General features: G+C 31.8%; 14 protein-coding genes. 9 read left to right on the forward strand and 5 right to left on the reverse strand.

Annotated features, from left to right (window positions below):
- Nucleotides 1–230: 230 nt before the first annotated feature.
- The 6 genes from VDP25_RS06210 to clpX all read left to right on the forward strand — a co-directional run bounded on the left by VDP25_RS06210 (nt 231) and on the right by clpX (nt 5720).
- Nucleotides 231–944, forward strand: coding sequence for a pyridoxine 5'-phosphate synthase (locus VDP25_RS06210; protein ID WP_334467892.1), 714 nt, complete (start codon nt 231–233; stop codon nt 942–944).
- Between the two features lie 46 nt (nt 945–990).
- Nucleotides 991–1755 (forward strand): alpha/beta fold hydrolase, encoded by a 765-nt coding sequence (locus VDP25_RS06215; protein WP_334467894.1) that lies wholly within the window; start codon nt 991–993, stop codon nt 1753–1755.
- Nucleotides 1756–1780: 25 nt separating this feature from the next.
- Nucleotides 1781–2128 carry a phage holin family protein gene (locus VDP25_RS06220; protein WP_334467896.1) on the forward strand — a complete coding sequence of 116 codons (348 nt, stop codon included), beginning with the start codon at nt 1781–1783 and terminating at the stop codon, nt 2126–2128.
- Nucleotides 2129–2207: 79 nt separating this feature from the next.
- On the forward strand, nt 2208–3530 hold the full coding sequence (gene tig / locus VDP25_RS06225) for a trigger factor (RefSeq protein WP_215928342.1): 1323 nt from the start codon (nt 2208–2210) through the stop codon (nt 3528–3530).
- Nucleotides 3531–3739: 209 nt separating this feature from the next.
- Complete coding sequence (locus tag VDP25_RS06230; protein ID WP_215928340.1) at nt 3740–4414, forward strand: ClpP family protease; 675 nt, start codon at nt 3740–3742, stop codon at nt 4412–4414.
- Nucleotides 4415–4490: 76 nt separating this feature from the next.
- Nucleotides 4491–5720 (forward strand): ATP-dependent Clp protease ATP-binding subunit ClpX, encoded by a 1230-nt coding sequence (gene clpX / locus VDP25_RS06235; RefSeq protein ID WP_215928333.1) that lies wholly within the window; start codon nt 4491–4493, stop codon nt 5718–5720.
- Between the two features lie 282 nt (nt 5721–6002).
- Here clpX and VDP25_RS06240 read toward each other — a convergent pair whose 3' ends face one another.
- Nucleotides 6003–7520, reverse strand: coding sequence for a GH3 auxin-responsive promoter family protein (locus VDP25_RS06240; RefSeq protein WP_334467900.1), 1518 nt, complete (start codon nt 7518–7520; stop codon nt 6003–6005).
- Between the two features lie 53 nt (nt 7521–7573).
- Between VDP25_RS06240 and VDP25_RS06245 the strand changes: the two genes are divergently transcribed.
- Nucleotides 7574–8365 carry a DUF2797 domain-containing protein gene (locus VDP25_RS06245; RefSeq protein ID WP_215928329.1) on the forward strand — a complete coding sequence of 264 codons (792 nt, stop codon included), beginning with the start codon at nt 7574–7576 and terminating at the stop codon, nt 8363–8365.
- A gap of 86 nt (nt 8366–8451) precedes the next feature.
- Here VDP25_RS06245 and VDP25_RS06250 read toward each other — a convergent pair whose 3' ends face one another.
- Nucleotides 8452–9186, reverse strand: coding sequence for a LytR/AlgR family response regulator transcription factor (locus tag VDP25_RS06250; RefSeq protein WP_334467903.1), 735 nt, complete (start codon nt 9184–9186; stop codon nt 8452–8454).
- An 81-nt stretch (nt 9187–9267) separates the two neighbouring features.
- Nucleotides 9268–11436, reverse strand: a complete 2169-nt coding sequence (locus tag VDP25_RS06255) for a tetratricopeptide repeat-containing sensor histidine kinase (protein ID WP_334467905.1) — start codon at nt 11434–11436, stop codon at nt 9268–9270.
- Between the two features lie 214 nt (nt 11437–11650).
- Between VDP25_RS06255 and VDP25_RS06260 the strand changes: the two genes are divergently transcribed.
- Nucleotides 11651–12682 carry an SIMPL domain-containing protein gene (locus tag VDP25_RS06260; protein ID WP_334467907.1) on the forward strand — a complete coding sequence of 344 codons (1032 nt, stop codon included), beginning with the start codon at nt 11651–11653 and terminating at the stop codon, nt 12680–12682.
- Nucleotides 12683–12687: 5 nt separating this feature from the next.
- Nucleotides 12688–13854, forward strand: a complete 1167-nt coding sequence (locus tag VDP25_RS06265) for a vWA domain-containing protein (protein ID WP_334467909.1) — start codon at nt 12688–12690, stop codon at nt 13852–13854.
- Nucleotides 13855–13915: 61 nt separating this feature from the next.
- Here the strand turns inward: VDP25_RS06265 and VDP25_RS06270 are convergent, their stop codons facing one another.
- Both VDP25_RS06270 and VDP25_RS06275 read right to left on the reverse strand, forming a co-directional pair.
- A complete protein-coding gene (locus VDP25_RS06270) occupies nt 13916–14932 on the reverse strand; it encodes a PorP/SprF family type IX secretion system membrane protein (RefSeq protein WP_215928322.1) in 1017 nt (338 codons plus the stop codon).
- A 6-nt stretch (nt 14933–14938) separates the two neighbouring features.
- Nucleotides 14939–15167 (reverse strand): T9SS type B sorting domain-containing protein (locus VDP25_RS06275; RefSeq protein ID WP_334467913.1); only part of this gene is annotated, 229 nt, incomplete at its 5' end.

Here is a 15167-nt window from a genome sequence, read left to right on the forward strand (position 1 = left end):
GTTGCAAATTAATCAAAAATAACCACAAAAAGCTTGTGCTCATTTTTAGAGCTTAGCTTTACTTTTTCTTCAATTTACAAAATTACCATTTTACATTATAACTTTACATTTTTTATACTCGCAACTAAACCATAATCAAAAAAAAATACTTTACCACAGAGCTGAAACTTTTCGGTTAAACCAAAAAGTAAGGTTGAGTTCTGTATTTTTGTAATAGAAAATCTAATAAAATGACCAAATTAAGTGTTAATATAAATAAAATAGCTACGCTAAGAAATAGTCGTGGAGGTGATGTACCAAATGTCGTTCAGTTTGCAAAAGACGTACAGCGTTTTGGAGCTGAAGGTGTTACCATTCACCCAAGACCAGATGAAAGACATATTCGCTACCAAGATGCCTACGACCTGAAACCAGAAGTTTACACAGAATATAATATTGAAGGGAATCCTATTCCCAAATTTATAGATATGGTATTAAAAATTAAGCCAACACAAGTTACCTTGGTACCTGATTCTGTAGATGCAATTACCTCTAATGCAGGTTGGGATACTATAAAACATAAAAATTTTTTAATTGAAGTAATTAAGGAATTTAAAAGTAACGGCATCAGAACATCCATATTTGTAGATCCTGATTTACACCAAATAGAAGGTGCAAAAGCAACCGGAACTGACCGTATAGAACTTTACACTGAAGCTTTTGCTCATCAATATAGCTTAGGAAACAAAGACGCCATAAACCCTTATATGGAATGTGCTGGTTTAGCAAATACCATGCAACTTGGTATTAACGCAGGACATGATTTATCTTTAGATAATATTAAATTCTTTAAAGAAAACATAACAGGTTTGCTGGAAGTTTCTATTGGACACGCTTTAATTGCCGAAAGTCTATACTTAGGTATTGAAAATGTTATTGGGATGTATTTAGAAAAACTGAAATAAAATAAGCTAAAAACACGACGTTTAAAGAAACTTCAAACTCAAAAACATGAATTTACACTCAAATATAATAGGAGAAGGAAAACCATTTATAATTCTACACGGATTTTTAGGAATGGGTGACAATTGGAAAACCCTAGCCAAACAATTTTCTGAAGCTAATTTTGAAGTTCATCTTGTAGACCAACGTAATCATGGTCGTAGCTTTCATTCTGAAGAATTTGATTACGACGTAATGGCTGAAGATTTAAAAATCTATTGCAAAACCAACAACCTAAAAGAGGTTGTTTTATTAGGCCATTCTATGGGTGGAAAAACAGCAATGCTTTTTGCTACTAAATACCCTGAGTTAGTAAACAACCTTATTGTCGCTGATATCTCTCCACGTTATTACCCTGTACATCATGATGCCATTTTAGAAGGCTTAAGTCAATTAAACTTTTCAGAACTCAAAACCAGAGGCGAAGCAGACAAAGCATTAAGTAATTATGTTCACGAAGTTGGAACTCGTATGTTTCTACTCAAAAATTTATACTGGGTAGAAAAAGGACAATTAGGTTTACGTATTAATTTAGACGTTTTAAAAGCAAACGTTTCTGAGGTAGGAGAAGCACTTCCTATACATGCAACCTTTCAAAAAGACACGTTGTTTTTGAGAGGTGATCGCTCAGAATATATTGGAGAAGCAGATGAAACTATAATTCATCGACATTTTCCAAATTCTAAAATTATAACAATCTCTAACGCCGGACATTGGTTACACGCAGAAAACCCTAAAGAGTTTTACAAAGCTGTGATGAATTTTGTATCTTAGGTAAACTTAATTAAATATTGAAATTATGAATTTACTGATTAGACTTTTACTAAACGCCTTAGCTGTTTTTGTTTTGGCTAACATACTCAATGGAGTCCATGTAGATGGTTATGTTGGGGCTATTATTGTCGCTGTAGTTTTATCAATTCTTAATTTGCTGGTAAAACCTTTTTTAGTTATCCTCACCTTACCAATTACCATTATGACTTTGGGTGTTTTTTTATTAGTCATCAATGCCCTCATCATTCTATTAGCAGATAAACTTGTAGACGGATTTAGTGTCTCAAGTTTTTGGACAGCCATATTATTTAGTATTCTGCTATCTATCTTACAATCATTGCTACAATCCTTTTTAAAAGACGACAAAAAGTAGCTGATATACAAACGCTTAAAACTATTGTTGGGTTGTAAAAAATATTGTATTTTTGCAGCCCAATTTTAGTTTCAAGAAAATGAATATTACAAGAGAAAACATCGACGCATTAAATGCAGTTGTAAAAGTTGATATCGCCAAAGAAGATTACAGCGATAAAGTAGAAAAAATATTAGTAGATTACCGTAAGTCTGCAAACATTCCTGGTTTTAGAAAAGGTCACGTACCAATGGGAATGGTAAAGAAGCAATATGGTAAAGCGGTTTTAGTAGATGAAGTAAATAAATTATTACAAGATGCTCTAGGTAAGTATTTAGTTGAAGAAAAATTAGATGTATTAGGTAACCCGTTACCAAAAGCTCAAGACGATTTAGATTGGGATGCTGAGGCATTTACTTTTGAATTTGAATTAGGTTTAGCACCAGAATTCGATGTAAATCTAAAAAGTAAGAAAGCAATAACGCATTATAATATTGTGGCAGATGACAAGATGATCAACGATCAAGTTGAAAACATCCAAAAGCAATATGGTAAAATTGTTTCTCAAAGCGAAGTAACAAAAGATTCTGAAATTACAGGAACGTTTACAAACGAAGAAAAAGAAATCGATAATTCTACAATGCTTACTTTAGATAAATTGAAAGGAAAAACAAATCCTAAGAAATTTATGGGAGCAAAAGTTGGCGATGTTATTTCACTAAAAACAAAAGGATTATTTAACGATGATCATGACTTAATGACCTTCTTAAAGGTATCTCACGATGATGCTCATGGTTTAGATATTGATGTGAATTTTACAATCACTGAAATTAACGAACGTGAATTAGCAGATTTAGATCAAGAATTATTTGATAAATTATTCGGAAAAGGAGTTGTAACATCAGTAACAGAATTAAAAGATAAGATAAAGGAAGATTCAGAAAAGCAATTTGCACAACAAGGTGATCAGAAATTGCTAAATGATGTTACCGAAAACTTAATCGAAAACACAAAATTCGATTTACCAGCAAGCTTCTTACAAAAATGGATGCAAACTGCAGGTGAAGAAGAAATGACTGAAGAGCAAGCTAAAGAAGAATACGAAAAGTCTGAAAAAAGCATGCGCTACCAACTTATTGAAGGTAAATTAATCACAGAGCACAAGCTACAAGTTCAGTTTGAAGAATTAAAGTCTTATGCTATGGAAATGATTAAAGGTCAGATGGCTCAGTTTGGTCAAATGAATCCTTCAGATAAAGAATTAGAAGACATTGCAGCTCGTATCTTAGGAAACCAAGACGAAGTAAAGCGTATGTCTGAGCAATTAATGAGTCAGAAGTTATTAAACTTATACAAAACTGAAGCTAATATTAAAACCAAAGACATCACTTATGATGATTTTGTAAAAGAATTCTATAGCTAATTTAAAAATATTAAGGCTTAGCCTTAAAACCTTAAAAATGTGGTTAACGTTAAAACGGTAACCTAAAAATTATTAGTATCTTTAAGGCGTAAAATGTAAAAATTTTACGCTTTTTTTTGGAATATATTTTTCATAAAAAACTAATATCACACTAAGCACAGTAGCAGTGCTTTATTGAAAAAACATTAATTAAAAGAATTAAAATTCATATGGATTACGGAAAAGAATTTGAAAAATTTGCAATAAAAGACCAAGGTATTAATAGCAATTACTACTCTAAGATTATCGAGAGCATGTACCCTTCTAACATGACGCCTAATATTATTGAAGAACGTCAGATGAACATCGCCGTTTTTGATGTATTCTCGCGTTTAATGATGGATCGTATTATATTTTTAGGCACAGGTGTTAACGACCAAGTAGCCAATATAATCCAAGCACAGTTACTATTTTTACAAAGTACTGATGCCTCAAAGGATATTCAAATTTATATCAATTCACCAGGAGGTTCTGTATATGCAGGCTTAGGTATTTATGACACAATGCAATTTGTAAAACCAGATGTAGCAACTATATGTACAGGAATTGCGGCTTCAATGGCAGCGGTATTATTATGTGCTGGAGAAAAAGGAAAACGTTCTGCGTTAAAGCATTCTCGTGTAATGATTCACCAAGTAAGTAGCGGAACTCAAGGTCAATTAAGCGATATGCAAATTGCTTTAAAAGAAACCATTAGAGTTAAAGAAGAATTATATGCCGTAATTGCTAAACATTCTGGAAAATCTATTGAACAAGTGGAAAAAGATTCTGATAGAGATTACTGGATGCGCTCTCAAGAAGCTTTAGACTACGGAATGATTGATGAAATTTTAGAACGAAAGTAATTATAACTACTTTCGACTAATTAATTAAACGTAAAATTTAAGATTCTTGCTTTAGCAAGAATTAAAAACATTGAAGATGGCAAAGGAAGAATTAGAATGTTCATTTTGTGGTAGGAAAAAGCCAGAAACCAGCTTACTTATTGCAGGTTTAGATGCACACATCTGTGATCGTTGTATTGAGCAAGCACATGGTATTGTAATAGAAGAATCCAAACAAACTGGTAATTCTGAATTAAGTGCAGAATTAATGCTAAGAAAGCCTAAAGAAATTAAGGGCTTTTTAGATGAATATATTATTGGACAAGAAAACACCAAACGTGTAATGTCTGTTGCAGTTTATAATCACTATAAACGTTTATTACAAGCACCAACAGAAGATGATATTGAAATACAAAAAAGTAATATCATAATGGTTGGGCAAACAGGTACAGGAAAAACATTAATGGCAAAGACTATTGCTAAAATGCTAAATGTACCTCTTGCAATTGTTGATGCAACAGTGTTAACAGAAGCTGGTTATGTAGGTGAAGATGTGGAGAGCATTTTAACACGTTTATTACAAGCTGCAGATTACAATCTTGAAAAAGCACAACGCGGCATCGTTTTTATTGACGAAATTGATAAGATTGCTCGTAAAAGCGATAATCCATCAATTACTAGAGATGTATCTGGAGAAGGCGTACAACAAGCTTTATTAAAACTTTTAGAAGGTACTGTAGTTAATGTACCACCAAAAGGAGGTCGTAAGCATCCAGATCAAAAATTTATTGAAGTAGATACCGAAAACATTTTATTTATTGCTGGTGGAGCATTCGATGGTATTGAACGTGTAATTACGAAACGTTTAAACATGCAAGCTATTGGTTATAGTTCTATAAATAAAGAAAGTGTTGATAAGGATAACATTTTACAATATATTATACCTAAGGATTTAAAAGATTTTGGATTAATTCCTGAAATAATTGGTCGTTTACCTGTATTAACTTACATGGATCCTTTAGATGCTAAAACCTTAAGAGCAATCTTAACAGAACCTAAAAATGCCATTATTAAACAATATAAAAAACTGTTTGAAATGGATGATGTTAATTTTACCATTACAGATGGCGCTTTAGATTATATTGTAGGAAAAGCTATTGAATACAAACTCGGAGCTCGTGGTTTAAGATCGCTTTGCGAAGAAATCTTAACTGAAGCGATGTTTGAATTGCCTGGTTCTGGTGAAACAAAATTAAACATAACTAAGGCTTATGCTGAGGATAGATTAAACAAATCAACATTAAAGAAGTTGAAGGCCGTATCTTAAGTTAGTATTACTTTTAAAATAAAAAACCACAATTTCTAATATTGAAATTGTGGTTTTTTTAGTTCGGGATTGATTAATATAATATTGCTAGCAATATATGTTAAGGGATTGTAAAAGTTAATAGCACATTAATTTTTAGCTAAGATATAAGCCACACTCAAAGTAAGGCGTGTTCGCTTTAATTATTAGGTAAAACACAAGTAATTTTCGTTATACCGTTTTTTTGTGTTTTTTTTCAGGATAAACCGTTGTTGTGCTTATTTTATGGGCACCAAAGCCAATTTATTGGGTATTGAGATGTAATAATTCTTCTAAATAAACTCTATTATTAGATAATCGAGGGACTTTATGTTGGCCACCAAGTTTATCATTTTCTTTTAACCAATCATAAAACAAATTGGGTCTTGCACTATGAATGGTTGGTTTATTTAACGTCATGTTATTAAAACGCTTAGCCTCATAATCAGAGTTTAAAGCTTTTAAAGCATTGTCAAATAACTCTTCAAAATAAGACATGTTTTTAGGCGGAGTTTTAAACTCAATAATCCACTCATGTGCACCTTTTTCTTTACCTTCCATAAAAATTGGTGCAGCAGTATAATCTACTATTTCTGCTGATGTACGTTTGCATACACTTTTAAAAGCTTCTTCGGCATTCTCTATAATTAATTCTTCACCAAAAGCATTGATATGATGTTTAGTTCTGCCTGTCACTTTAATTCTATGCGGACTCAGACTTACAAATCGAATCGTATCGCCAATTTTGTATCTCCACAATCCTGCATTAGTTGTAATAACCACAGCATAATTAGTATTTAACTGTACATCACTCAACGGAATCACGATTTGTGCTTCGGTACCATAGGCGTCCATTGGAATAAACTCATAAAAAATACCATAATCTAGCATCAACAATAAATCACTAGAACTGTTTTGATCTTGAATAGCAAAAAAGCCTTCAGAGGCATTATATATTTCGTAATATCTAAATTTATTAGAAGGTAAAATAGCCTTGTACTGTTCTACATAAGGATTAAAATTTACTCCACCATGAAAGTAAACTTCTAGATTAGGCCAAATATCAAAAAGACTGTCCTTTCCTGTTTTATCTAGTACATTATTAAGTAAAACTAGCATCCAAGATGGTACACCTGCAAGACTTGTTACATTTTCCTCTATAGTTTCTTCAACTATAGCCTGCATCTTAGTCTCCCATTCGCTCATTAGCGACACTCTATTACTAGGTGTACTGCTAAATTCTGCCCAAAACGGCATATTATCTATAAGAATAGCACTTAAATCTCCAAATACAGTGCCGTTCTCTTTGTATAATTCTTTACTACCACCTAATCTTAAGCTTTTACCTGTAAACAACTGTGCATCTTCATTATTATTTAAATACATACATAATAAATCTTTGCTTGCTGCATAATGGCAATCTTCTAAAGATTCGAGACTTACAGGAATAAATTTACTTTTAGCGTTAGTCGTTCCACTAGACTTAGCAAACCATTTTATAGGTCTAGGCCAGAAAATATTTTGTTCGCCATTACGCGAACGTTCTATTAAAGGTTGAAACTCTTCGTAATTTACAATTGGTATACGTTCGTTAAATTCTCTATACGTTTTTATAGAATCAAAGTCATATTTTCTACCAATTTCTGTGTCTTTTGCTACTTTTAACAAGCTAAAAAGCAATTCATTCTGTACTTCGTTTGGGTATTTTAAAAACAGTTCAATTTGATGGAATCGTTTTTTCAAAAACCATGAAGCTATAGAATTTACAATAGGAATTGGCATAGATTGGCTATCTTTACGAGATAAATGAATGCTAAAAATACTAAAATTCTTTCATGGTTTACACAGGAGTCCTCACAAAAATGCAAACTGAATTTTTAGAGCCAATTCAATACTATTTGGTCTTTAAACATGATTTTATTCACGTGAATCAATTATTAAACAAAACCATTGACATAAAACTTGTTGGACATCAATGTTTAAGCTGTGGATTAGACAGGCCTATTTACCGCCAAGGCTTTTGTAAAACTTGCTTTTTTGACAAACCACTTGCAGGAGATTGGATAATGCGACCAGAATTAAGTACAGCACATTTAGACAAAGAAGATAGAGATTTAGACTACGAGAAAAAAGTGCAATTGCAACCACATATTGTGTATTTAGCCAATTCTAGTAACGTAAAAGTTGGAGTAACTAGAAAAAGTCAAGTACCAACACGTTGGATTGACCAAGGCGCTCATGAAGCTGTTGAAATTGTAGAAGTACCCAACCGCTATTTAGCAGGCATTACTGAAGTTGCTTTAAAAGATCATGTTGCTGATAAGACCAATTGGCGAACTATGCTAAAAAATGATATTAAAGATGAAGATTTGTTAGCATGGAGACAAAAATTAAAACCATACATTCCTGAAGAAGCACAACCCTATTTTATTGAAAACAATTCTGAAACACACATACATTTTCCTGTAGAACAATACCCTTTAAAACCTAAAAGCCTTAATCTAAGTAAAACTCCAAATTATTCTGGAAAATTAGTTGGTATTAAAGGACAATATTTCATTTTTGAAGATAATACGGTTTTTAATGTAAGAGCTAACGAAGGGTCGGTTGTAGAATTAACGGTTTAAAAACACTGTCAGTTTGAGCCCAATCGAAAATCTTAAAAACCTAATTATATTTTGATTCATGAGCTTCCTTTTTCCAAAGGGATTGGTTACTTAAAATAAGACAACAAGTCAGACTTCTTTGAAGCTGATACCATAATCTCTTTACCATTACTTAAGACCACACTTCCGCCTTTGCCTTTTACATATTTCACTATTTCATTGACGTTGACTAAGTAACTTTTGTGGACTCTAGCAAAATTGGAGTCTTTTAAACTTTCTTCAATATACTTTAAAGTTTTACTCACAAGTTTCTTCTTGTTATTGTTTAGATATATTTCGGTGTAGTTATCATCAGCCTTACAATACATAATGTCTGCTGTTTCTATAACTTCGAAGCCATCTTGTTGTGGAATGGTAATTTTACCACTCACAACATTCGTTTTTGGCACTAAAACTTGATCTTGCAATGCATCTTCCTTTGTTCTAATTTCTGTTACATAATCTACAGCCTTTATCAACTCATCAATAGAAATGGGTTTCATTAAATAATAAGACGCATGTGCATTTAACGCATCAATGGCATAATGGTTATAAGCGGTTACAAATATGGTTTCAAAATTAACATCTCCAACTTTATCTAATAAATCAAAGGCATTACCATAAGGCATTTCTACATCTAAGAACACTACGTCTAAATCATTATTTCTAATTAACACTAAGGCTTCTTCAACATTAGCAGCTTCACCTAGGATTGAAATATTAGGACAATACTTCGTCAAATAATTCCTTAGAATTAATCTGCTATTTTCTTCGTCTTCTACTATTATGGCGTTTAATTTCATATTCATTTCCTGCGAAAGCAGTAATCTTTTTAATTATACTTCTATTAAATAATGCACTTTGACTGTATTCAATGTGACATTTTAATCTTTTTTTAAGGTTACAACTACTTTTGTTCCTGCATCTTCCAATTCTTGAAAATCAGCAATCGTTACATCTACTTTATCTTTATACATTTCATTTAAAATGGCAACACGTTTTTTAATGTTAGTCATTCCTTTAGAATTTTGCTTTTTCTGATGGTCTGTTTTCAAAGTTTTAGAACGCTCCCTTCCAATTCCATCATCTGAAATAGTGATGGTTATTTCGTCTTTAGATTTTGGCTGAATATGAATATGCAAATGCCCTTTATCTTTTTTATAGCGCAAACCATGCCATACCGCATTTTCGATGTACGGTTGTAATAGCATTGGTGGAATCTGGAATTCTTCAACATCTATGGTTTCATCGACATCTATAGCATAATCAAATTTATCTTGAAACCTAAAATGCTCTAATTTGGTGTATAAATTCAATAATTCTATTTCTTTTTTCAATGGAATAAAATCCTCTTCACTATTCTCCAAAACCGCACGCATTAATTGTGAGAAATCTGACAAATATTTATTAGCAGTACGTTCATCATTTGTTGCTATAAAGGTATTCACAGAGTTTAACGCATTAAAAATAAAATGCGGATTCATTTGACTTCGTAACGATTTTAAGGCCAACAAATTATTTGCTAAGCGTTGTTGCTTTATATATTTAAACATTAAAAAACCTGTAATTAAAAGTAATACCAAACCACCTATTAACGAATAAATAATGAGTTGTTGACTCTTGTTTCGTTCTTGCGTTAACTCGTAAGTACTCTTAGATAAGGCGCGATCACTTTCTAAAGATGTTATTCTATTTTGTTGTTCAGCAATATTTCGGCTAAAACGCGCTGCTTGGGAAATTTTCTGAATTTTTTTAGCGTATAATTCATCTACAACATCTTTATACTCGTCATTATAAGCTATCGTTTTTTCAGTATTTCCTAATCTAGCATTAACTTCAGATAGCTTACGAGTTGCATCTAATTTTACATCTAAATCTCCTTTTTCGCCAGCCTCTTCCCTACTTTTTTCTAAATATGGTATAGCTTTAGTTAAATCATTACTTAACAAATACGCATTACCAATTTTATAATTTTGCTTTTGAGAAGTAATAGGGCTTTCATTACTTATAACTGAATCATTTTCAATGTCTTTTATCCCTTCTATAGCCAATTTCCTTAATACAATTTCACTTTCGTAATCTGCATTATCACTATTAAATTCGGCCACTTTCACTTGTTCTTCAACAGCCCTTTTTTTATTCTCTTTTTCTGCTAATTTTAAAGAATTACTAAAGTAACTTTTTGCCTTATTCGTCTGTCCTTGAATACTATAAACCTGTGCTATTTTAGAATTTAAGTCGGTAACTTTTGGTGCTATTAGGTGTTTGTTAGCCACCTCTAATCCATCTTCGTAAGCCGTAATAGCTTTAGTATAATCCTTAATTTTTACATAAGCATCACCAACACCTTCAAACCAAACTACCCTATCATAATTAGGTAACGATTTTTGATCCATCGTTTTATATGTAGAAAGACTTGTTGTAAAATCATCATTATCAAGATAAGACTTTGCTAATTTTAACTGAGCAGAAGATGTCTTTGCATTTTGAAGACTAATTTTATACGCAGAAATTGCCAAATCAAACTGTTTCCAATGTCTATATATATCTCCTAACAACTCATGCGCTTCTGCACTTTGTTCTGTATTAATATCTACATTTAAGGCATTACCAATAAACTTAATACTCTTTTCTGCATCTTTTTTGAGATAGGCATCTGCAGAATCAATCATTTGATTAAAGCGTTTAAAATCCCCTTTATGCTTAGAACGTAAGCCAGACTGTTTAGAATCTATAACTTCAATCGTAATACGTTCGTTGGACTTTATGGTATAATATATGGTTTCAAAATCTTTATGGCTAATAATTAACTCATCACCAATCTTGGCCATTACATTAAATGTTCCATCAAAATTAGTTCTTGTGTATTTCCCGCCATTCACTAATATCTCAACGTCACGATAAGGTGTATGTGAACTTTTTTCATAGACTGAGCCTCTAATGGCAAACACAGCCTCATTAGTTCTTTTGCTTGTTTCATTTTGCTGTCCAAAGGATAAAAATCCTACTAGGCAAAACAATAATAGAAAACAATATGTTCTAGATATTTTCACTTACACAATTTATTTGTTGGACTAAACTTACATACTTTATTTGGTTTCAAAAAATGGACCGTTTAGAAGTGAGACCTTTTTTACTAATAAAAAGCCTAGGCTACTAAATAGGTCGTCGGTTTTACTCAGCCAAAAGCCCTCTTTACGCATTCTTGTTTTTTAGCACTGTTTTTTAGACAGAGCTTTACCCATAAATCAAAAAACAATATTAAACATGAAAACAATCAATTTAGGATTAGTGCTTTTGCTCATAAGCAGCATTACTATTTCTGCACAACACAGAGGAAATTATAATGAAATTACAAGCGACATTTCGAGACAAAATATTTTAAGCTCTGGAAATGCCAAAATCTACAATCCAGCGGTTCAGCAACAAATAAACCAAACACTTTACCCAAGCAATGTATTAACAGTAGATGTAAAAGCATTACAAAATGCTAGTGCCACAACATATACTGCCATTTTTAACCTCTCTCAAATGGGACCTTCTGCAGAAAAGACAAACCAATTAATGAAAGAACGTATAGACAGTATTAAATATCGTTTAAATGCTAAAGGCATTACTCAAAAAAATATAGCTATTGATGTCATTTCGTTCATTCCTATTTACGAAGTCGAAGTCACAAAAAAATTATTCAGTAAAACATATACCGAAGTTCCTAAAGGCTTTGAATTACAACAAAACATTTACATTCAATTTACAAAAACCAATCAATTTGAATCTATTTTAGAAGCCTGTGCGCAAAGCGAAGTTTATAATTTAGTTAAAGTTGATTATTACATTGACAACATTCAGGAGGTTTATAAAAACCTTCAAGATGAATTATTAAAACTTATCGATGAGAAAAAAAATTATTATCAAGCTTTAGGCTTTGACATGGCGACTTATGATGTAGCAATTGCAGATGATAAATATTGTTATTTTCCAAAAGATTTCTACCAAAGCTACCAAGCTTACAATAGCGTTTCTGTTGAAGCTTTAGATAAAAATAAAGGTATTACAACAGCAAAAAAACAAACCTCATACTATTACCAGCCCTTGACTTACGAAAATTACGATGTGGTTATTAATCCTTCTATTTTAGAACCTGTTGTTCAAATAGGTATGAATATAAAACTTGTTTTTACCCCTAAACCTAAAGAGAAAAAAGAAACCCCTAAGGTAGAAACAAAAATAGACCATAAGTATTATGTAATTTCTCCAAACGGCACTATTGATGTTAAGGAACTAAACACTAAAAAATAAAACATATGAAAACTCCATTTAAAACTTTAATCCTTGCTGTGAGCTTAGTATCACTTTTGGCTTGCAATGCAAATTCAAAAAATAGAACTCAAGATTTAGCAATCTCTGAAATAGTAATTAAAACAACTTCAAAAAATAAAAACCCAGAAATTAAAGTCGCTTTATTATTAGACACCAGCAATAGTATGGATGGTTTAATAGACCAAGCCAAAGCACAACTTTGGAAGATTGTAAATGAATTATCCTATGCTAAGTGTGAAGATAAAAGTCCTAATCTTAAAATCGCACTTTACGAATACGGCAACGATAACCTTAACGCAGAAGAAGGTTATTTAAGACAAGTTATTGCTTTTAGTGATGATTTGGATGAAATTTCAAAATCATTATTTTCATTAACTACAAATGGTGGTAATGAGTACTGCGGAAAAGTAATTGAAACTGCGCTCAATCAATTAGAATGGGGAAGTAGTAATAATGACCTAAAGCTTATTTTCATTGCAGGAAACGAGCCGTATTCACAAGGAAATGTAAGTTATAAAGAGGCATCAAAGCTCGCACACAATAATGATGTAACCGTCAATACTATTTTCTGTGGCGATTATAACCAAGGGATTTCAACCAAATGGAAAGATGGAGCCGATTTAACACATGGAAATTATATGGCAATTAATCATAATGAAGCAACTATTCATATTGCTTCACCTTACGATGACGAAATTTTAGAACTCAATGAAAAATTAAATCAAACCTATATTGCTTATGGAAGTGCCGGCAGAGCCAAAATGGAAATGCAAGCAGAACAAGATTCAAATGCAAGAAGCTATAATAAAGCAAATGCAGTGAGCAGAACCGTTAGTAAAAGTTCTCGTCTGTATAAAAACAGCTCTTGGGATTTGGTAGATGCCGAAAAAGAAAAAGATTTTTCTTATGAAGCGCTAGATAACAAACAACTACCAAAAGAATTACAAGGGAAATCTAAATCTGAAATTAAGTCCTTTATTGAAAAGAAATCTAAAGAGCGTAACAAACTTCAAGATCAAATTGTTGCATTAAATATAAAACGTCGGAATTTTGTTACACAACAAAGTAATAATGCTACAAACAATTTAGAAACGGCTATGATAAAAGCATTAAAAACTCAAGCCGAAAAGAAAAATTATAAATGGGAATAATAAGTAAAAAGAAAAAGGCTCAATTTACATTGAGCCTTTTTTATATATAAAAAATATACTATTAATTTACCGCAGGACAGTTACATTCATATTTCTCTCTTCTACAATTAAAATTGAAACCAAGAGTTAATTGATGAAAACCACCTGTATTAAAGTTTACAGTATTTGCTTGATAAGAATACGTATAAGCAAACACAAAATTGTTATAATCAATTCCTAAAAATGGAGTAATGTACTGTAGCTTTTGGTTACTAACACCAGATCCATCTTGAAATTCTGCACCATCTAAACTTCTTCTATAAGATAAACCACCCCAAACTTTACCAAAATCCATTTCTTTATAAACTTTAGCATTGATATCAATAGATGATTCTTTTGTCGCATCTCTATACATATACATTAAAGAAGGCTCATAACTCCACTCACTACCAAACTTACTGAAAGTATAACCTGAAGAAAGTAAATAAGTTCTTAGATTTTTAAATTCGAAACCACTTATACGATTCCAGTTAATACCTTCATTATCTAAAATATTTTTAGCTGTAAAATGGGCATAAAAATCTATAAAATGATAAGAAAAACCGAAGTCAATATTAAAGTTAGTATCACTTTGTACTATATATCCAACAGCATCATCTAAAGGCTCACCTGGAACTAACCAACTTGTTTCATCTAATTTATACTGAAGAAATCCAGCACTTAAACCAAATGACAACATATTTAAGTCAATCTCATTTCTTGAAAACATTAAATGATAAGCAAATGTTGCATAACCACCAACTGTTGAGTGGTAACCATTTGCGTCATTAAAAAGAATTCCTCCAATCGCAACAGGAGAATCACCTAATCTTCCGTTCATACTTAATGTTTGAACACTTGGTGCATCATCAACACCAAACCATTGTTGCCTTGCTGTTAGCCTTATTTTGGCACAATTAGCAACACCAGCCATAGAGGGGTGAATTAAATAATAATTATCCGTTAAATAATCCGAATAAATAGGAATTCCCTCTTGGGCAAAACTAAAATTTGCCAAAAAAGCTATAAATGCTACTAAACAATACTTTTTTAATTTCATAATTTTTTATCGTTTCAAGGTAAAATGGGCTTTATATTCTTTACGTTCATTAGTTATTGGTTCGTTGTATTCTACTGTAAACCAGTAGTCACTCGTTGGCATAGCATTACCATTAAACGTTCCGTTCCAACCGTTTCCATCTGGACTCAATTGTTTTAATAATTTTCCGTAACGGTCAAATATATAAATTTTTGCACTACTTCCAATACCTTCGATGTTCCAAGTTTCATTTTTA

Source organism: Winogradskyella sp. ECml5-4 (genome assembly GCF_036903175.1).
In the GTDB taxonomy this organism is placed as follows: domain Bacteria; phylum Bacteroidota; class Bacteroidia; order Flavobacteriales; family Flavobacteriaceae; genus Winogradskyella; species Winogradskyella damuponensis.

Excerpts from the sequence above, each read along its gene's own strand:
- VDP25_RS06210 (WP_334467892.1), top strand. The coding sequence starts at position 231 with ATGACCAAATTAAGTGTTAATATAAATAAAATAGCTACGCTAAGAAAT.
- VDP25_RS06215 (WP_334467894.1), top strand. The coding sequence starts at position 991 with ATGAATTTACACTCAAATATAATAGGAGAAGGAAAACCATTTATAATT.
- VDP25_RS06220 (WP_334467896.1), top strand. The coding sequence starts at position 1,781 with ATGAATTTACTGATTAGACTTTTACTAAACGCCTTAGCTGTTTTTGTT.
- tig (WP_215928342.1), top strand. The coding sequence starts at position 2,208 with ATGAATATTACAAGAGAAAACATCGACGCATTAAATGCAGTTGTAAAA.
- VDP25_RS06230 (WP_215928340.1), top strand. The coding sequence starts at position 3,740 with ATGGATTACGGAAAAGAATTTGAAAAATTTGCAATAAAAGACCAAGGT.
- clpX (WP_215928333.1), top strand. The coding sequence starts at position 4,491 with ATGGCAAAGGAAGAATTAGAATGTTCATTTTGTGGTAGGAAAAAGCCA.
- VDP25_RS06240 (WP_334467900.1), bottom strand. The coding sequence starts at position 7,520 with ATGCCAATTCCTATTGTAAATTCTATAGCTTCATGGTTTTTGAAAAAA.
- VDP25_RS06245 (WP_215928329.1), top strand. The coding sequence starts at position 7,574 with ATGGTTTACACAGGAGTCCTCACAAAAATGCAAACTGAATTTTTAGAG.
- VDP25_RS06250 (WP_334467903.1), bottom strand. The coding sequence starts at position 9,186 with ATGAAATTAAACGCCATAATAGTAGAAGACGAAGAAAATAGCAGATTA.
- VDP25_RS06260 (WP_334467907.1), top strand. The coding sequence starts at position 11,651 with ATGAAAACAATCAATTTAGGATTAGTGCTTTTGCTCATAAGCAGCATT.
- VDP25_RS06265 (WP_334467909.1), top strand. The coding sequence starts at position 12,688 with ATGAAAACTCCATTTAAAACTTTAATCCTTGCTGTGAGCTTAGTATCA.
- VDP25_RS06270 (WP_215928322.1), bottom strand. The coding sequence starts at position 14,932 with ATGAAATTAAAAAAGTATTGTTTAGTAGCATTTATAGCTTTTTTGGCA.